The sequence below is a fragment of the Sediminibacterium sp. FW305-C-49 genome, assembly GCF_058231085.1.
In genome coordinates this window covers 240726-260315 of the sequence record NZ_JBIQXS010000001.1, presented here as the reverse complement: position 1 = coordinate 260315, position 19590 = coordinate 240726, and the positions used below count along the sequence as shown (strand labels likewise).

The following is a 19590-nucleotide window of genomic DNA, read 5'->3' as shown; positions in this document are numbered from 1 at the left end:
CATATGGAAGGCTTCTTTCTTGGTTGTAGTTGGAAAGTATAAAAACAAAACTTATTCCTTATTTCTTCTCTTCTGGTAATTTGCTTTTTACATAATCTGCCATTTCTTTTGCACCAGCGGCTTCTTTGGCATTTATGAGTGCTTTTAACGCTCCCAGAATAGTAGGATCGGTTTGGGGTCTGGCAGAAGCTGGAATCAGCTCTCTGAAAGCAAGAATGGCATCTACCGCCTGTTTAAACTCATTCATTTTTGTGAGCTTGGCAGCAAATGCTGCGTATGTGGCACTCATCTGTACTTTAGCAAAAGCCAGTGGCATTTTATCATAACTTTCAGATACCACTGCAAAAGCACTCTCATCACCATAAGTAATCAGTACTCCGGAAATAGATTCATTCAACCTGCCTTTCGAGGGAGATTTACTCAACTCTTTTGCCAGTGCAAGTGCAGACACACTATCAATGCCCGCAAGCGCATCAAGGCCAGCTCCCGCTAATGTATAGGAAGAATCTTTAGTAGCCTGAGTGAACAATGATTTATAACTCTCTTTTTTCAGATTGCCCAAAAAGTCAATGGCTTCGGCTTTAACGGTTCTCTTCGGATCATTTTTTGCGATCGCTTCCATCTTCGCAATTAATGCATCATCAGGCGTTACTTTACCCAGATTGGTAATAGCCAGTGAACGGATACGGAAATAAGGATCACTCAAGGCATCCATTAATAATTGAACAGCTGCCGGCTCTTTGATATTGTTGCCTGCAAAGGCCACTGCTTCTCTGCGATCGAGATAGTTGCCTGCATGCTTAAACTGGTGAATAAATTCGGCCAGTGTTTTATTGTCTTTTTTGTCAACCAGTAAATATTTGTCAGCATCAACATTGATCTGGTCAGGTTTCGATTTTACGGCAAAATTGAAAGTGTCCACTTTATTTTCCATCCAAACCTGATGTCTTGTTTTTTCATGGCCATGCCAGATATCAATGGTAAAGGGCAGCCTGAATACTTTATCTCCCGCCTGATTCTGTTTAATGATAACACTGGATTCCTGTTTTTCAGCATTGTATTGGTAACTGATATCAATGCGGGGGTGACCATTACCAAAATACCATTGGTTAAAGAACCAATTCAGATCTTTTCCGGTTACTTCTTCAAATGCCAGACGAAGTTTGTGGGCATTACCATTGCCAAATCTGTTAGCTGTAAGGTATTTATTCAGTGATGCAAAAAAAGCATCGTCACCAACTAGGTTGCGTAACATGTGTAAAATGCGACCACCTTTATTATAGCTGATAGCATCAAACATGTCTTCTTTGTCTTTGTAATAAAAACGAACCAGGTCGCGGGCCTGTTGGCCACTGCCTATATATCCGCGCATCTGGTTAAAATTTTCAAACATGGCTTCGTCTTTGCCATGTTTATATTCTGCCCATAAATACTGGCTGTAATCGGCAAAGCTTTCATTTACGGTAAGATTGCTCCAGCTTTCGGCGGTAACAAGATCGCCAAACCATTGGTGAAACAATTCATGAGCAATGGTAGATTCCCAGCCGTTACCGTCAACAAGTTCACGTGCATCCTGCTGTGCACTTTCCTGGTGCAGGGTAGCAGTGGTATTTTCCATGGCACCACTTACATAATCACGTGCAGTCATCTGACTGTATTTAACCCAGGGATATTCAACACCGAGTTTCTTAGAGAAAAAAGCCATCATTTCAGGTGTATCACCAAAAATTTTACGAGCTACTTTCTCATATTCTTTCTCTACATAGTAGTTTACTTCTTTTCCTTTATAAGTGTCTTTTACAATGGCATAATCACCTATGCCCATGAAGAACAGGTAAGGGGCATGGGGCTGATCCATCGACCAGGTGTCGGTTCGTGTACCATCAGCATTTTTCTTTTGTGCTATCAGTTTGCCATTCGAAAGTGATACATATTTATTCGGAACAGTCAGGTTAAATAACTGGGTTGTTTTCTGATTCGGACGATCAATAGTTGGTACCCATACCGAAGTGGCTTCTGTTTCACCCTGGGTCCAGATTTGTGTGGGTTTGTCTTTTTCTTCGCCCTTCGGGTTTACAAAATACAAACCTTTAGCATCGGTAATGGCAGCGCTGCCAGCCGCTTTAAACTCATTGGGTTTGGCCGTATAGTCGATGTAAACAGTATATCGTTCCCCTTTTTTATAGAGTTTGTCGAGTTTAATAGTTAAGAACAGGCTGTCGTATTGGTATTTCAGTGGAATGTTTTTTCCGGCTTTTACAATCGCTACCTGTTGAATATTCATCCCCTTAGCATCCAACTGCACAGAATCGGTAGCATAAAAATGGGGTTCGAGTGTAATCCATACTTTACCATTGAGGTAAGCTTTTTCATAATCGAATTTGGCATCCAGTCTGGTATGCACGAGGTCGTTAACCTTGGTGGCAAATGAGCGGTAGACCTTTTTCCAGTCCTCGGCCCCGGAAGTCTGGGCCATCACAAATGCCGGAACAAACGCAATCAGCAATAATAATCTTTTCATGTTCGAGTTTTAGTGGCCTAAAGATAAACCTGAAGCACAAGCGGAATGTTAGAATTTTACTAATGGTTGACAGGTTATTCACTCCTGTGGCAGGAGCAGATTAAAGCTGTAAATTTGTTGGTATGAATGGAGAGAAACCGATACGAAGTTGTTGTATAATATTATGGTTACTATTGATGGGGTTGGGTACAACTTCTGCACAGGCCACACATTATCTTTTCTTTCAGACAGAAAATAACAAACCATTTTATCTCAGGCTTATGGGAAGTACGCTTAGTTCCAATGCCAGTGGCTACCTGTTGATACCCAAAATTACTGATGGTAAATATGAAATACATATCGGCTTTGCACAGTCTGAAGTTGAACAACAATTCGAACTGGCAGTAGAAGGAAAGGACCTGGGGTTTTCCTTAAAACAGGAACTGGATAATAGCTGGAGTTTGTTTAATCTCGTAGATTTTACACAGAATAAGGGTAAAATGGTCGCCCCAGCACCCAGACCATACATAAAAACAGAAGATGAAGTTGTTGTGCAGCATGATGCAAAAGAGATAGAAAAGCAAATAGATAAAAAAGAGACCAAAAAAGGGGATACGGCGGCTAAAGCGGAGGCAGCTGTAAAAGAAATACCCAGAACAAAAACCGTATTGCCACAAATCTCAAAAATATATGACAGAACTTCATCCGAAGGTATAGATATGGTTTTTGTAGTAAATGGAACACCCAAAAGTGATACGGTGATTATATATGTGCCTGCTATCAAACCGCCTGGAATGGCAGGTGGAAATCTGAAAAACCGGCTCATGCCTGTACATAAAGCTGCAGAAATGGGTGCGAATACAGTCCAAGCTGCTATTTTCAACTCCTATAAAACGCCCTGATGCGATATTTTCTCTCTGTAGCCTACCAGGGAACCCATTATGCCGGTTTCCAGATACAGGATGGGCAGGACACCATTCAGTCGCAGGTGACTAAAGCGCTGGAAACGCTTTTCCGGGCAACTTTTGCACTTACAGGATCATCCAGAACTGACTCTGGGGTACATGCTATTCAGAATTATTTCCATTTTGATACAGATATGGAGCTTACAGCCAGGCACCAGTATAACCTCAATGCTTTGTTACCGGGTGATATTGCGGTTACAGGCATATTTAAGGTGGCTGAAACAGCTCATTGCAGGTTCGATGCGACGGAAAGAGTGTATAAATATCTGATATACAGGCATAAAAACCCTTTTCTGGCCAACAGGGGTTGGTTATACCCTTATCCATTGAACCTTGCAATACTGGAACATCTCTGTGTTGTGTTGATGGAATATGAGGATTTCAGCTCTTTTTCGAAAAGAAATACACAGGTGTTTACCTACCATTGTGCCATCAGTTCGGCGTACTGGGAGGCAAAGGGTAATGAGGAGCTCGAGTTTCATATTCGCTCAAACAGGTTTTTGAGGGGCATGATCAGGGGTATTGTAGGTACCATGATACGGATGGCGAGAATGGAGCAAACGATGGCAGAAGCGGAAGCGATGTTCAGGGCAGTTATAGAAGCGAAAGATTGCAGTAAAGCAGATTTCAGCACACCGGCACGTGGATTGTATTTGATGGAAGTAAATTATCCGGATGAATTATTGAAAACGGTAGAAAGAAATGAATGAGGAAGCGATATAAATGTATTGTTGATGATGGATCAGTAATGAGAAAATGAAGACTATAAAAAATAGTCTTCATTTTTTTTGTTGCTTGAAATGCTTTGTGGTAAAGGGTTTTAACATTTAACTGTAAAATAGTTTTGAAAAAGATTTGGCAGGGAACGATTCACGCTTATCTTTGCACCCCGCTTATAAAAAAAGAGGGTGTTCTTTGAAGGCAGCTACAGTGAATGGTGAAAGAAAAACAGAAAAATTTGAAATAAAATTTGCTGGTTTAAATAACACGCTTATCTTCGCCGCCCGTTCAACAAAACGGGAGTTCATTGAAGCAGGAAAGAGGGGTCAAAAAAATAAATATCGAATAAAATTTGGCAGTAAAAATTAACCTCTTATCTTTGCCGTCCGTTTGAAAAAAACGGTAGTTCTTAAAGTGATTTTGACAGCAAAAAAAGTTTGAAATTTCTTCAAATAATTTTGGCTGATAAAATAAAGACTCTTACCTTTGCAACCCCAACAAAATGGGTAGCCTCGAAAGAGTCGAAAAGATCTTTGAAAGTTTGGAAGCAACAGCACAATTAAACATAATTACAAATTAGTTTACTTGTAAGGTTAACAGCAATCAAAAACAATTAACACAATCCGACGTTAATTTCGATTATTTGAGATTAAGTCAGATCAAACAACATTTACAATGGAGAGTTTGATCCTGGCTCAGGATGAACGCTAGCGGCAGGCTTAATACATGCAAGTCGAGGGGCAGCATGAGTGTAGCAATACATTTGATGGCGACCGGCAAACGGGTGCGGAACACGTACACAACCTTCCTATAAGTGGGGAATAGCCCAGAGAAATTTGGATTAATACCCCGTAACATAATGATGTGGCATCACATTATTATTATAGCTTCGGCGCTTATTGATGGGTGTGCGGCTGATTAGATAGTTGGCGGGGTAACGGCCCACCAAGTCTACGATCAGTAGCTGATGTGAGAGCATGATCAGCCACACGGGCACTGAGACACGGGCCCGACTCCTACGGGAGGCAGCAGTAAGGAATATTGGTCAATGGACGCAAGTCTGAACCAGCCATGCCGCGTGAAGGATTAAGGTCCTCTGGATTGTAAACTTCTTTTATCTGGGACGAAAAAAGGCGATTCTTCGTCACTTGACGGTACCAGATGAATAAGCACCGGCTAACTCCGTGCCAGCAGCCGCGGTAATACGGAGGGTGCAAGCGTTATCCGGATTCACTGGGTTTAAAGGGTGCGTAGGCGGGCAGGTAAGTCAGTGGTGAAATCCTGGAGCTTAACTCCAGAACTGCCATTGATACTATCTGTCTTGAATATTGTGGAGGTAAGCGGAATATGTCATGTAGCGGTGAAATGCTTAGATATGACATAGAACACCTATTGCGAAGGCAGCTTACTACGCATATATTGACGCTGAGGCACGAAAGCGTGGGGATCAAACAGGATTAGATACCCTGGTAGTCCACGCCCTAAACGATGGATACTCGACATACGCGATACACTGTGTGTGTCTGAGCGAAAGCATTAAGTATCCCACCTGGGAAGTACGACCGCAAGGTTGAAACTCAAAGGAATTGGCGGGGGTCCGCACAAGCGGTGGAGCATGTGGTTTAATTCGATGATACGCGAGGAACCTTACCTGGGCTAGAATGCTATTTGACCGTGGGTGAAAGCTCATTTTGTAGCAATACACAGATAGTAAGGTGCTGCATGGCTGTCGTCAGCTCGTGCCGTGAGGTGTTGGGTTAAGTCCCGCAACGAGCGCAACCCCTATCATTAGTTGCCAACAGGTAATGCTGGGAACTCTAATGAAACTGCCGCCGTAAGGCGTGAGGAAGGAGGGGATGATGTCAAGTCATCATGGCCTTTATGCCCAGGGCTACACACGTGCTACAATGGGCAGGACAAAGGGCTGCAACACAGTGATGTGAAGCCAATCCCAAAAACCTGTTCTCAGTTCAGATCGTAGTCTGCAACTCGACTACGTGAAGCTGGAATCGCTAGTAATCGTATATCAGCAATGATACGGTGAATACGTTCCCGGACCTTGCACACACCGCCCGTCAAGCCATGGGAGTCGGGTGTACCTAAAGTCGGTAACCGTAAGGAGCTGCCTAGGGTAAAATCGATGACTGGGGCTAAGTCGTAACAAGGTAGCCGTACCGGAAGGTGCGGCTGGAATACCTCCTTTTAGAGACGGCTTTAACCGGCTGTTGCTTTCACAAACTTTCATTATTTAGTTCTTTAAAAAGTACTATTAGTACCCGAATCAGACCCGTAGCTCAGTTGGTTAGAGCGCTACACTGATAATGTAGAGGTCACCAGTTCAACTCTGGTCGGGTCTACTAGTTAAGCTTCAACTCAGAAGCTAAAACCATGGGGGGTTAGCTCAGTTGGCTAGAGCATCTGCCTTGCACGCAGAGGGTCATCGGTTCGACTCCGATATCCTCCACATTAAGTAGAATAAGTGAGAGGGTGCGGTTTTAAAAGTTCTTTCAAACATTAGATGTTGGCAACAGGCCAAAAGGATCGAATCCTTAACATCTGCAACTGTATAAGTTGTAACCTGAATCTTGGTTCTTGAATCTTGGTTCTTTACACTTTTACTTTAGCTCTTTGACATATTGGGAAAGCGAAATCAATAACAAGAAGGTTATGACTCTTATGCAAGGTCATAACTGATAAATTTTTTAAAGCGAATAAGGGCGCATGGTGGATGCCTAGGGTCTGAGAGGCGATGAAGGACGTGGTAAGCTGCGATAAGCTACGGGGAGCTGCACACGAGCGTTATATCCGTAGATTTCCGAATGGGACAACCTAATATACTGAAGGTATATTACTCGAAAGAGAGCCAACCCCGAGAACTGAAACATCTAAGTACCGGGAGGAAAAGAAAACAACAGTGATTCCCTAAGTAGTGGCGAGCGAAAAGGGAATAGCCCAAACCGGGTCGGCGTGCCGATCCGGGGTTATAGGACTGCATTTAGAAAGCATTATCAAACTGAATCATCTGGAAAGATGAGCCATAGCAGGTGATAGCCCTGTAAGTACAAATTAATGCGGACGAGCAGTATCCTGAGTAATGCGGGACCGGAGGAATCTTGCATGAAGTTGCCAGCACCATCTGGTAAGGCTAAATACTCCTCAGACACCGATAGTGAACCAGTACCGTAAGGGAAAGGTGAAAAGCACCCCGAACAGGGGAGTGAAATAGTACCTGAAACCGTGCGCCTACAAGCGGTCGGAGCTCTGCAATATGAGTGACGGCGTGCCTTTTGCATAATGAGCCTACGAGTTACTCCTAACTGGCGAGGTTAAGTTCATATTTAACGGAGCCGAAGCGAAAGCGAGTCCAAATAGGGCGATTAGTCAGTTGGGGTAGACGCGAAACTTTGTGATCTATCCATGGGCAGGTTGAAGGTTAGGTAAAACTAACTGGAGGACCGAACCCGTTGACGTTGAAAAGTCTTGGGATGACCTGTGGATAGGGGTGAAAGGCCAATCAAACTGAGAGATAGCTCGTTCTCCCCGAAATGTTTTTAGGAACAGCGTTGCATATAGAAGTTTATTAGAGGTAGAGCTACTGATTGGGCTAGGGGGCTTCACCGCCTACCAAACCCTGACAAACTCCGAATGCTAATAAATATCTGCAGCAGTGAGGCTTTGGGCGCTAAGGTCCAGGGCCGAGAGGGAAATAACCCAGATTAGCAACTAAGGTCCCTAATACGTAGTTAAGTTGATCAAACGAGGTGGGATTTCTATAACAGCCAGGATGTTGGCTTGGAAGCAGCCATTCATTTAAAGAGTGCGTAACAGCTCACTGGTCGAGAGATCCTGCACGGAAAATAATCGGGCATCAAACTACGAACCGAAGTTCTAAATTTCCGCCTTGTGCGGAAGTGGTAGGGGAGCATTGAAATCTGCACAGAAGGTGTACGGCGACGTATGCTGGAGCGATTTCAAAAGAAAATGTAGGCATAAGTAACGATAATTAAAGTGAAAAACTTTAACGCGAAAAGTCTAAGGTTTCCTGATCAACGTTAATCGGATCAGGGTTAGTCTGGTCCTTAGGAAAACCCGAAAGGGGCATCTGATGGAAAGCTGGTTAATATTCCAGCACCTGCTATGCATTAAAAGTGACGCAGGGACGTGGTGGTTGCGTACGGACGGAAGTGTACGCCTGAGTGGAGTCTTCGGACAAAGCGAAACCATAAAATCCCTGCCAAGAAAAGCGAGTATAGCAGCCAGTACCGGAATCCGACACAGGTAGACGGGATGAGTATTCTAACGCGCTCGGGTGAGCCGTGGAGAAGGAACTAGGCAAATTGACGCTGTAACTTCGGGATAAAGCGTACCGCAGCGATGCGGTCACAGTAAAATGGTTCAACCAACTGTTTAACAAAAACACAGGGCCCTGCAAAAACGTAAGTTGACGTATAGAGCCTGAAACCTGCCCGGTGCTGGAAGGTTAAGGAAGGGTGTTCGGCGCAAGCCAAAGCTCCTGACTGAAGCCCCAGTAAACGGCGGCCGTAACTATAACGGTCCTAAGGTAGCGAAATTCCTTGTCGGGTAAGTTCCGACCTGCACGAATGGTCTAATGAGTTGAACACTGTCTCCTCCACGAGCCCGGTGAAATTGTAGTATCGGTGAAGATGCCGGTTACCCGCCACGGGACGGAAAGACCCCGTGAACCTTCACTACAACTTTGCATTGATTTTGAGCAACAAATGTGTAGGATAGTTGGGAGACTTTGAAGCAGTGTCGCCAGGCATTGTGGAGTCATCGTTGAAATACCAACCTTTTGTTGCTTAGAACCTAACCCTGAACAAGGGGACATTGCATGGTGGGTAGTTTGACTGGGGTGGTCGCCTCCTAAAAAGTAACGGAGGCTCGCAAAGGTACCCTCAGTACGGTTGGTAATCGTACGTAGAGCGCATTAGTAAAAGGGTGCTTGACTGTGAGGCAAACACGCCGAGCAGGAGCGAAAGCTGGCTAAAGTGATCCGGTGGTTCTGCATGGAAGGGCCATCGCTCAAAGGATAAAAGGTACTCCGGGGATAACAGGCTGATCTTACCCAAGAGCTCATATCGACGGTAAGGTTTGGCACCTCGATGTCGGTTCGTCACATCCTGGGGCTGGAGAAGGTCCCAAGGGTTCGGCTGTTCGCCGATTAAAGTGGCACGTGAACTGGGTTCAGAACGTCGCAAGACAGTTCGGTCCCTATCTGTGGTGGGCGCTAGTAAATTGAGTGGACATGACCTTAGTACGAGAGGACCGGGTCGTACGTGCCGCTGGTGTATCTGTTGTGCCGCCAGGTGCAATGCAGAGTAGCTATGCACGGACAGGATAAACGCTGAAAGCATCTAAGCGTGAAACCTTCCACAAGATGAGTTTACTTTTAAGGGTCGTCAAAGACTATGACGTTGATAGGCTATAGGTGTAAAGCTGGTAACAGCAAAGCCAAGTAGTACTAATTGCCCGTAAGCTTTATTTTTTTTCTTGTTATCATTTCCTTCCCAATATGTAACTTATTGTCACTGGTTTATTACCATGATTTAAAATCTTATGGTGGTTTTGCCGGGGGTGTTCACCTCTTCCCATTCCGAACAGAGAAGTTAAGTCCCCCATGGCCGATGGTACTTGCATTTTGCTGGGAGAGTAGGTAGCTGCCATATTTATTGAAAGCCTCATCTTAACCGGTGGGGCTTTTTTATTGCCGTATACTAAACAAAAATGATGGCCGATGGTACTTTCCGCCTCAGGCGGATGGGAGAGTAGGTAGCTGCCATATTTATTGAAGCCTCACTGTTTATTCAGTGAGGCTTTTTTGTTTGATGCAATCATCTAAGAGTCTCTACTGATAGTTTCTTATTCAACTTTTTTTCTTTTATAAGTAAATCACTCAGTTGTTTTATTTTCCTTCAACAACTCCTTTCTTATTACTTATTTCGTTACTTTACATCTAGCCCCTACACATATCCAATGACCCAGGAAAAGAAACTAAACCTTTTTCAGAAATTTCTACGTACCGGTGTTCACGCTGATACATCTTTCATTGAAACACAGCGGGCATACATGTTTAACCTGTTTATCCTGATAGGTTCGCCCTTTGCCATTCTATCCTTAATCATCAACCTGGCACATAACGCATATTTTCCGGCGGTGGTTAATATCGCACAACTTATCAGTTTTGGTGTTGCACTTTGGATTGCTATAAAAGACAGGTATAAACAATTGAGGGTAGTAGTATTGGTATCGCTGACTGTGTTATCGATGATCGCATCTTATATCTATCACAACTCGGGTGAATACAGATTTTTACTGATGATTTTAGCGGCCATTATTCTCTTTGATAAAGATTGGCAATACCTCGTTTACGCTATGGGTACCGCACTGGTATTTGTTTTTCTGAGATTGACCTATACACCCAATCTGGAGAGTTTACCCATTCCGGAGATTATTGCTACCTGTTTGAAAATGTTTTTACCCTTACTTCTCTTCATACTGGCACTCCTGTATTTCAAAACTATTTATTTTAAAAATCTCTACCAGTTAGAAAATGCCAATATGGAGTTGAGGTTTGCACAAGACCAGAAAGAAAGAATTTTGGGAACTGTTGCACACGATCTTAGAACACCTATCTCCAATATTTCAGGGATCACTAAATTGATACAGGCTGGAGATATTTCAAAAGAGGAACAATTAAAGTTCTTCGCCATGATTGATCATGCATCACATAGTGCACTGATGTTAATCAACGATTTATTGCAACACAGTGATAGTGGAAATGAAACGGGTCAGTTTAAAAAAGTAGAATTGAATCAGCAACTCAGCGAATGGTATCCTTCTTTTGAATTCAGAGCAAGGGGAAAAAAAATTCGGGTGAATGTTCAATATTGTGTAGAGAACCTGCCCGTAAATATTGATGTGGATCGTATAGAAAGGGTAATGGCCAATCTGATTACAAATGCTGTTAAATTCAGTAGAGAAAATTCTGAAATTATTATACACACAAAAAGAGAACCTAATTTTGCCTATATCACAGTGACCGACCACGGCATTGGAATACCCCAGGAAAAACAGGAAAATATTTTCGACTTATTTGGACATGGCAAAAGAACAGGAACAGCCGGCGAAAAAGGCTTTGGTATGGGGCTTTCTATTTGTAAACAAATAGTGGAACAACATAAGGGGAAAATAACTGTCGAAAGTGAAGAAGGCAAAGGGACAGTGTTCTCTGTACGAATTCCCATTTCAAATAGCTGACCCCTTACGCTACATCTTCACCGGTGGAAGCTGCTAACAATTTAAACCAGTCTTCTCTCTCTAAAATAATACCAGACGCATTTTTAGCTTGAATAAGTCTTTCAATTTTGGTGGTACCTATAACGGGTAAAATGCCTGAAGGATGCCTGTGTAACCAGGCCAGTAAAATCTCATTTACACCGGTTTCATATTTTTCGGCCAGTACAGTAGCCGTGCTGATGATACTTCTGAATCTCGGGTGGCTGTCATCATTCAGAATACCACCTCCCAAAGGAGCCCAGGCCATTGGTACAATCTGGTATTGCATACATTGATCTAGCATACCATTGGTAAAAGGTGGTAGATGTAAAATGGAAATTTCAAGCTGGTTATATTCAATCCTAGTATATTTCATCAGCGTTTCAACCTGATGAGGATAAAAGTTAGATACACCGAACTGAAGAATTTTTCCCTGCTGCTTCAACATCTCAACAGCAGTAGCAACCTCGGCAGGATCCAGCAAGGGGTCAGGCCGATGAATTAACAATAAATCTAAATGATCAGTTCTAAAGTTTTCAAGAGACTGTTCTACCGAACTGATAATATGCTGGGCAGAAGTATTGTACGATTTTACCTGGTGTGAAGGGCGGTTTTCTGTTTTCATCTGAATACCACATTTACTAATGATACGCAGATGTGCCCGTAAAGAAGGGTTTTCCTGTAAAGCAGCACCGAATTCTGCCTCCGTAGTATAACCACCATAGATATCAGCATGATCAAAAGCAGTAATACCATTTTCAAGACAGGCTTCAATCATCTGCAGATAATCAGCGGTGGAAAAACCTGTACCCCATTTTCCCCAGCGCATACAACCGGCTACAGGTGTTTTAATTACAGATACTGTATTCATGCCTCCAAATTAAAGAAAGGAATAGAAATGTTCATCAGTAAACATAAAAAACCCCAACAATGTTAACTGTCGGGGTTTGAAAATGCTGTAGTTGTAGTAGATTAATACCTGTTATATCCACCACCGCCGCCACCGTTACCACGATCGCGGTTGTATCCGCCACCGCCTCCACGGTTGCCACCACCACCAAATCCACCACGGCCGCCGCCGCCGCCAAAGCTCTTCTTTTTGAAGCCGCCTCTTTCACCTTCAGGGCGTGGGGTAGATTCGTTTACTACGATCTTGCGACCTAACACTTCTGTGTCGTGAAGGGCACTGATAGCAGTACGGGCAGCCTCGTCATCAGACATTTCAACGAAACCGAAACCTTTGCTACGGTCGTTATTGAATTTGTCGGTAACAATTTTGGCACTCGTTACTTCACCATAGGGAGTAAACAGGTTCTGCAGATCATCACTGGTCATGTTCCAGTTCAGATTTCCAACGTAAATGTTCATGTTCTTTTTAAAAATTAAGTGATCAAAAACCAATGAGAAACCAGCAACCAAAAATCCTGAAACATTTACGTAAAAACGTTCTGAGATATGGAAGACCTTTCATTGGACTACCGAAGATAGGGAATTTGGGGGATTGACAAGTTTTTTTCGCCCCGGGGATTTTTTAGGTCAAAATCAGTAAAAAATACCGACAAATCGGTATGAAAAAGCCCCCACAGTACACTGTGGGGGCAGGAAAAACTTGTTTTCGGACGATTATTCGCCTACTACTTCAAAGTCAACTTCAGTAACATGACCGTTACCAAAATCAATAGAAGCCTTGTAAGCACCCAGTTCTTTTACGTCGTCTACGATGCTGATACGCTTACGATCGATCTCGTAACCTTTCTGGTCACGGATAGCGCGGGCAATCTGCAGAGAAGTAATGGTTCCGAAGATTTTACCACTGGTACCGGTTTTAGCACCCAGTTTAACAGGAGAGGCTTTCAGCACTTCGATCACTTTATTGATCTCAGCCAGCATGGCCGCTTCTTTCTTCGACTGTACTTTCAAACGCTCTTCTAATTGTTTGAGGTTAGAAGGATTTGCTTCTACAGCGAACTTCTGTGGGATCAGGAAATTTCTGGCATAACCGTTTTTAACGTTTACCAGTTCATTACGACCACCCAGGTTATCTACGTCCTGAATTAAAATTACTTGCATGTTTGTTTGTTTAGTTCCCAAGAGCCCAGAGAATATCATGTCTCTGTCTCCCGACTTTACCGGGATTAGGGAAGGTGACTAATTAATTTTACTTCAACAGATCCGTTACATAAGGCAACAGCGCCATCTGGCGTGCTTTCTTAACTGCATCAGATACTTTACGCTGATATTTCAGTGAGTTACCACTCAAACGGCGAGGCAATAATTTACCCTGCTCGTTGATGAATTTCTTCAGGAACTCGATGTCTTTGTAATCAACGTATTTAATGCCATATTTTTTGAAGCGGCAGAATTTTTTCTTTGGCTTCTCCTGTTTGATAGCGGTCAGGTATTTGATCTCATTCTTTGCCATGATTAACCCTCCGTTTTTTCAGTTACAGCAAATCCGCCATTTCTTTTTCTGTAGTTGTACTCGACGGCGTATTTATCGAGTTTGGTTACCATGTGACGCATTACTTGCTCGTCACGTAAAAGCTGGATCTTCAATTTTTCGTTGAGATCAGTTGGAGCACTGTACTCCAGGATCCAGTAAATACCTGTTGTTTTTTTCTGGATCGGATAAGCCAGTGATTTTAAACCCCATGGGTTGCTGAATACAGTAGATCCACCATTTTCTTTGATGAAATCTTCGTACTTCTTCTGGGAAGCTTTGAAATCTTCTTCAGACAGCACCGGAGTGAAAATCACCATCAATTCGTAATTACTCATTACCTGAATTTTTAGGTTTTTAAATTGGTTTTTCCCAGTGGATTCCTCCAACATTGCTGTCAGGGGAAAATCTGCCAATAACAGATTTGGGGCTGCAAAGGTAAGGGATTGGAAGGAAAAAAGGAAGGAAAAGTCGGAAAGACCGGAAGACCGGAAATTATTTCGGCTGTAAAGATATAATACCTGCCTGCTTTCGGACTTCCGACTTTCGGTCTTCCGGACTCATTGATAATCAGCTGCATTTCTTAGAAAAACCATGTAAACCGGGAAATGATCGCTGTAGCCACCCCTGTACCGGTTTCCCTCCCAGGTTCTCATAGGATAGCCCTTGTAGCGCCCAGTGTACTCGGCCAGATAGGACGGGTTGTAGATATGGTCCCTGAAAAAATGGTAACCGGGGCTGTTTTTATCGAGCCAGCTTTGCGAAAGCATGATCTGGTCAAACAAACCCCAACGATCCCGATGCGCCAAAGTACCCACCCCCTTTTTCAGCCAACTACCCCACGGGTTGAATAAATCGCCCGGTGTAAGTGCTGCTGTTTTCTCTTTAACCCTTAATCCTTCCCTGATACTCCTGTCACCCGGATCATCATTCATATCACCCATCACAATCAGTTTTGCAGCAGGATTTTTTACCTGAATCGAATCAATATGTTTTCTGCATACGCCAGCCGCAGCCATACGAGCCGGATCACTTCTTTTCTGACCACCTCTTCTGCTTGGCCAGTGACTTACATAAATGTGTACCGTATCTGAATGCAATAAACCTTTACAGTATAAAATATCTCTTGTAAAACGTTCGTCCTTACTATTACCCGGTAAAGCCACAAATAATTTTTGTGCTTCAAGCGGAATAAAATAAGAGGGATTGTAAAGGAGGGCTACATCAACACCTCTGGCATCTTTTGATGAAGCATGTACAATATGATAATTTCTTTTCTGTAAAACAGGATGCTGAACAAGAAACTGCAGTACCGTGTCGTTTTCAATTTCTGCTACACCCAGTATAATTAAACCATTGTCAGCATAAGTTGTTCCTATCTCACTGATAACTCTTGATAGTTTATTGAGTTTGTCTTTGAAAATAGCAGTGCTATATTTCTTTACACCCTGCGGTGTAAAATCATCATCGTTGATTAAAGGATTGTCAATGGTGTCATATAAATTCTCCAAATTGTAAAAACCAATTACGGCAACCTGATATCGCTTCACTTGTGATGAAGCGGTTAAAGAGAATTGTAATACGGCCAGTATGAAGAGGATGTTTTTCATAACAAAAAATTGAAAATGATTACGCTAAATACATCTTTTCATGACCGTATTTCCCGCAAAAATGATCGATGGTTATGCAAGTTGTTTTGTTGATTTCTATTTTGAGTGAAACAATTTGTATGATGCGTTTTATTTTTTGTGCAGCTCATTTGTGCTGTTGTCTGGAAGTGCTTGCTTCACTCAACAAAACAGATACCATTCCTGCTAAATACGACAGTAGTTTAGTACAGCTTTTGCTAAGCCAGGAATCAATGGAAGCGAACGCTGTGTTGATGTCTGAACAGGAAAGAAGTACAACAGCAGCCACAGTATCGCCATTGTATGGAGAGAAAGATGTGTTTCTGCAAATGGCAGCCTTTCATTTCAGCGCCATGCGTTTCAGGTATAGAGGGTACGATGCATCTCTTTCTGCTACACTCATCAATGGGTTATTGTTGAACGACCTTCAGCAGGGAAATCCTGCATGGTCATTGTGGAACGGTCTTTCACAAGTAATGCGAAACAGTATTGATTTTACAGCCCATCGTTTTCAAGACAACTGGCTCGGCGATCCGGGTATTACAACCAGTACCGATATGCGTGCACTTGCACAACGAAAGCAACTGCAATGGGGTTATGCCAGATCCAACAGAACTTATACGCATCGCTATCATTTTTCTTATGCAACAGAATTCAATCAAAGAGGATGGTCATGGGCGATGGCAACAAATGTTCGCATGGCTTCAGAAGGGTACAGAACAGGTTGCTCATACGAATCGGTAGCGTATTATGCCGCCATCGATAAACAATTTAAAAAAGCAGGGTTGCTGTCATTGATTCTTTTTGGCTCCATACAGCAATACGGCAAACAGGCTGCTGTTACCGCAACTGTAACAGATTTAATGGGCATAGCGTATAATCCGAACTGGGGTTACCAGCAAGGCAGGAAAAGAAATGCGGCACTTACAGGTCAGCATATGCCTGTTGCTATTCTTTCTTACGAATGGAATCCCGATAACCAGTCGGCATGGATCACAAGCCTGGGAGCTGTAGCAGGTAAAAGAACCGATACCGGTCTGGATTGGTACCAGGCAGCAGATCCGCGACCAGATTATTATCGTTATCTGCCAGCCTATCAAACAGATAGTTTACTGCAAGGCCAGGTAACTGAAGCATGGCGGGAGAATAAAGACTTACAACAGATCAACTGGCTGCAGCTTTATACCATTAATCGTAATTCTTTTGAACGAATTGATGATGCAAATGGAACAAACCAATCTGTATCAGGCAAGCGTGCCCATTATTTACTCGAGCAAAGGGTGGTTAATACAAAAAGATGTTTGTTGAGTAGTCATTACCGGGCAAGGTGGAATAACAATTGGAATATTGCGACCGGTTTTCAATTCAGCTATCAGCAAAATCATCAGTATAAAAAAGTGTATGACCTTTTAGGAGCAGATTTTTATGTAAACCGGAACCAGTTTGCTGAAACGGATTTTCCGGTAAACCAGGAAGCCATTCAATTTGATATGGATCGTCCGAATCGTATTCTCCGCCAGGGCGATCAATATGGGTATGATTATATATCTTCTATTGCACTCACCAATATATGGGCAGAAGTGGAGCATCAGACAAAGCGAATGGATTATCTCCTGGGTATCCGTTTTTCCAAAACAGCATTTAAACGTATCGGTCTGGTACGAAACGGTCTTTTTCCACGGCACTCGAAAGGGGATGCTGTTACGAATCATTTTTTTGATCCGTACATAAAGCTAGGGCTGACATTGAAGTTGCATGCAAAACATACACTTGGTTTTTTAGTGCAGGCACAAAGCAAAGCACCTTTATTTGATAATGTATATATCGCTCCGCGAATGCGCGACACCCGGCAGGAGTATCCAATGAGCGAAACATTGGTTAATACAGAAATCATGTATCGTTTATTGTTACATAAGTTAAAAGCCCGTGTAAGCTTTTATCATACGAGTTCACGTGATGGAATGAATGTTCTCACGTTTTATCACGACGGTTACAGGAATTTTGTAAATTATGCGATACAAAACATCGATCGTCAATACACAGGTGTTGAGTCGGCTATTTCCTGGGAACTGAATGAGCGATGGGAGTGGACACTCGCTTTTACCAAAGCTCTACATCTGTTTACCAGCAGGCAATCTGTAACAGTGAGTCTTGATAACAACGAAGCTTTGCTCGATAAAATGGAAGTTTATTCAAAAAACTTTCGCATTGGCGGTTCACCTCAACAGGTAATAGGAACAGGTATCGGCTATCGCACAGCAAATTTTTTTTTGCTGCAGGCAAACGCCAGTTTTTATAATGACCAATGGCTGGAGTTTAATCCGTTGCGAAGAACTTATGAAGTACTCGAAGGCGTTCAAAAAGGTAGCGAACAATGGTATAAGATCATTAAGCAGTCCAGGTTAGCTTCTGCTGTGTTGCTGAATGTATTTATAGGGAAGGGCTTCTCCATTCGAAATGTATACCATAAAAAGCCAGTTCGATTTTTCTGTACCGCTGGCATCAATAACCTGTTAAATAAACAAAGCATAATTACCGGCGGTTATGAGCAACTCCGTTTTGATCAGGAAACAAAGAACCCTGATCGTTTCCCTCCCAAATTATTTTATGGATATGGGTTGAATTATGCCCTGTCTGTTTCACTGAGTTTTTAACCCATGATATATGAAAATGAAAACCTGTGTTTACTTATTGCTTTCCGTTCCCTTTTTAATGGGTATCAGTAATTGTCATAAACCATTTGATGAACCGCCGGAATACAATGGTCCCATGGTCAGTTCCAATACAAGTATTGCGGCGCTTAAGAAATTGCACCTGCTCAATAATTTCGAAAAAATCATGGATGATCTGATCATCGAAGGGGTCGTCATTGCCAACGATCAGACCGACAATTTTTATAAATCGATCGTTATACAGGATAGTACAGGCGGTATTACCATCCGGCTGGATGGATATTCTCTGTTCAATGTATACCCGGTTGGCAGAAAAATATTTGTAAGACTAAAAGGGTTGTGGATGGGCGATTATGCAGGAATGATTCAATTGGGTGCAGGTGTTGATCGTTCTGATCCTTTGTCGCCACAATTGTCTTCCGTTCCCCAACCGTTATTCGACAGAATATTGATCAAGGGGCCATTACAGCAAATACTGCTGCCTAAGAAAGTAACCATAAAGGAGTTGGATGACAGCCTTCAAAGCACATTGATTACATTGATGAATGTTGAATTCGCCAGTTCCGACACAGGAAAACCTTATGCCGATGCCATCAACAAACAGGCGGTAAGTCATACACTGAGAACCTGTGGAATAGGAACTGTATATGTAAGAACCGGTGGTTTTGCCCGTTTTGCACCTGCTTTAACAGCCAGAGGCAATGGTGAGATAACAGGTGTATACAGTATTTTCAGAACACAAAAACAATTATTACTCAGAGATACCAGTGATGTAAAACTCGATGGGTTAAGGTGTACACAGCTAGGACCCAAACAAATGTTTGTGGAAGATTTTTCAGGCCAGTTGAACGATAGTGTCATTCAGTTGCATAACTGGATGCATATTGCGGAAACAGGAGATCGTTATTTCCTGGCAAAAACAGTATCTGGAAATACCTATGCTGAAATCGGTGCTTTTGCTACAAGAGAACAGTCTGTCATCAGTTGGCTGATTATGCCGCGTATTGATCTTGATTTTTCTTCCAACGAAATATTGCGTTTTCAAACGAAAGATGGGTTCGACAATGGGGCTGTATTACAGGTTTTATATTCCACGAATTATGATGGAAGCAGTTCACCATGGAAAGCAAAGTGGAACAGATTTGATGCCATTATATCAAAGGGTTCCGTTTCAGGTTATGCAAAAGAATGGGTGTCGTCAGGTGATATCAGTTTACATGCCTTGAAAGGGAAAATACATATTGCATTTCGTTATGAGGGTAGCGATCCGCCGGCACAAGCAGCAAAACTTACCACTACTTTCAGAATTGATCAAATACAAGTACTGGGTAATTAAATAAAAACGCCTCACTTAGTGAGGCGTTTTTAT

General features: G+C 42.7%; 13 protein-coding genes, 2 tRNA genes and 3 rRNA genes. 11 read left to right on the top strand and 7 right to left on the bottom strand.

The window, feature by feature from the left end:
* Nucleotides 1-58: 58 nt before the first annotated feature.
* Nucleotides 59-2521 (bottom strand): M1 family aminopeptidase, encoded by a 2463-nt coding sequence (locus tag ACH3Z1_RS01095; protein WP_490819990.1) that lies wholly within the window; start codon nucleotides 2519-2521, stop codon nucleotides 59-61.
* A gap of 122 nt (nucleotides 2522-2643) precedes the next feature.
* Between ACH3Z1_RS01095 and ACH3Z1_RS01090 the strand changes: the two genes are divergently transcribed.
* From ACH3Z1_RS01090 to ACH3Z1_RS01050, 9 genes are all read left to right on the top strand, one after another.
* A complete protein-coding gene (locus tag ACH3Z1_RS01090) occupies nucleotides 2644-3402 on the top strand; it encodes a hypothetical protein (RefSeq protein ID WP_490819989.1) in 759 nt (252 codons plus the stop codon).
* Nucleotides 3402-4175 carry a tRNA pseudouridine(38-40) synthase TruA gene (gene truA / locus ACH3Z1_RS01085; RefSeq protein ID WP_490819988.1) on the top strand — a complete coding sequence of 258 codons (774 nt, stop codon included), beginning with the start codon at nucleotides 3402-3404 and terminating at the stop codon, nucleotides 4173-4175. The genes ACH3Z1_RS01090 and truA overlap by 1 nt, the downstream gene beginning before the upstream one ends.
* Before the next feature lie 145 nt (nucleotides 4176-4320).
* The gene (locus ACH3Z1_RS01080; protein ID WP_490819987.1) at nucleotides 4321-4554 is read left to right on the top strand and encodes a hypothetical protein; all 234 of its coding nucleotides are present in this window, start codon (nucleotides 4321-4323) and stop codon (nucleotides 4552-4554) included.
* A gap of 303 nt (nucleotides 4555-4857) precedes the next feature.
* A 16S ribosomal RNA gene (locus ACH3Z1_RS01075) occupies nucleotides 4858-6388 on the top strand.
* Between the two features lie 80 nt (nucleotides 6389-6468).
* Nucleotides 6469-6542: transfer RNA gene (locus tag ACH3Z1_RS01070), tRNA-Ile, on the top strand.
* Between the two features lie 33 nt (nucleotides 6543-6575).
* A tRNA-Ala gene (locus ACH3Z1_RS01065) sits at nucleotides 6576-6649 on the top strand.
* Between the two features lie 237 nt (nucleotides 6650-6886).
* A 23S ribosomal RNA gene (locus ACH3Z1_RS01060) occupies nucleotides 6887-9691 on the top strand.
* A 70-nt stretch (nucleotides 9692-9761) separates the two neighbouring features.
* Nucleotides 9762-9872 (top strand): 5S ribosomal RNA (gene rrf, locus ACH3Z1_RS01055).
* The 16S, 23S and 5S rRNA genes sit together here with 2 tRNA genes alongside, the layout of an rRNA operon.
* Nucleotides 9873-10179: 307 nt before the next feature.
* Nucleotides 10180-11463: a sensor histidine kinase gene (locus ACH3Z1_RS01050; RefSeq protein ID WP_490819986.1), complete on the top strand. Its 1284-nt coding sequence runs from the start codon at nucleotides 10180-10182 to the stop codon at nucleotides 11461-11463.
* Nucleotides 11464-11467: 4 nt separating this feature from the next.
* Here ACH3Z1_RS01050 and ACH3Z1_RS01045 read toward each other — a convergent pair whose 3' ends face one another.
* The 6 genes from ACH3Z1_RS01045 to ACH3Z1_RS01020 form a co-directional block, all read right to left on the bottom strand.
* Nucleotides 11468-12352 (bottom strand): aldo/keto reductase, encoded by an 885-nt coding sequence (locus tag ACH3Z1_RS01045; protein WP_490819985.1) that lies wholly within the window; start codon nucleotides 12350-12352, stop codon nucleotides 11468-11470.
* Nucleotides 12353-12453: 101 nt separating this feature from the next.
* Nucleotides 12454-12849: an RNA-binding regulator gene (rbp, locus tag ACH3Z1_RS01040; RefSeq protein ID WP_133473155.1), complete on the bottom strand. Its 396-nt coding sequence runs from the start codon at nucleotides 12847-12849 to the stop codon at nucleotides 12454-12456.
* A 255-nt stretch (nucleotides 12850-13104) separates the two neighbouring features.
* Nucleotides 13105-13551, bottom strand: a complete 447-nt coding sequence (gene rplI, locus ACH3Z1_RS01035; protein WP_490819984.1) for a 50S ribosomal protein L9 — start codon at nucleotides 13549-13551, stop codon at nucleotides 13105-13107.
* Between the two features lie 88 nt (nucleotides 13552-13639).
* Nucleotides 13640-13903, bottom strand: a complete 264-nt coding sequence (gene rpsR, locus ACH3Z1_RS01030) for a 30S ribosomal protein S18 (RefSeq protein ID WP_133473151.1) — start codon at nucleotides 13901-13903, stop codon at nucleotides 13640-13642.
* 2 nt (nucleotides 13904-13905) lie between these two features.
* Entirely contained in the window at nucleotides 13906-14259 is a 354-nt protein-coding gene (gene rpsF / locus ACH3Z1_RS01025; protein ID WP_295200107.1) for a 30S ribosomal protein S6, read from the bottom strand.
* 222 nt (nucleotides 14260-14481) lie between these two features.
* Nucleotides 14482-15531, bottom strand: coding sequence for an endonuclease/exonuclease/phosphatase family protein (locus ACH3Z1_RS01020; RefSeq protein ID WP_490819983.1), 1050 nt, complete (start codon nucleotides 15529-15531; stop codon nucleotides 14482-14484).
* Nucleotides 15532-15650: 119 nt separating this feature from the next.
* Here ACH3Z1_RS01020 and ACH3Z1_RS01015 point away from each other — a divergent pair, with 119 nt between their 5' ends.
* Nucleotides 15651-18203, top strand: a complete 2553-nt coding sequence (locus ACH3Z1_RS01015) for a TonB-dependent receptor (RefSeq protein WP_490819982.1) — start codon at nucleotides 15651-15653, stop codon at nucleotides 18201-18203.
* A 10-nt stretch (nucleotides 18204-18213) separates the two neighbouring features.
* Nucleotides 18214-19557, top strand: coding sequence for a DUF5689 domain-containing protein (locus ACH3Z1_RS01010; RefSeq protein WP_490819981.1), 1344 nt, complete (start codon nucleotides 18214-18216; stop codon nucleotides 19555-19557).
* Nucleotides 19558-19590 lie beyond the last annotated feature (33 nt).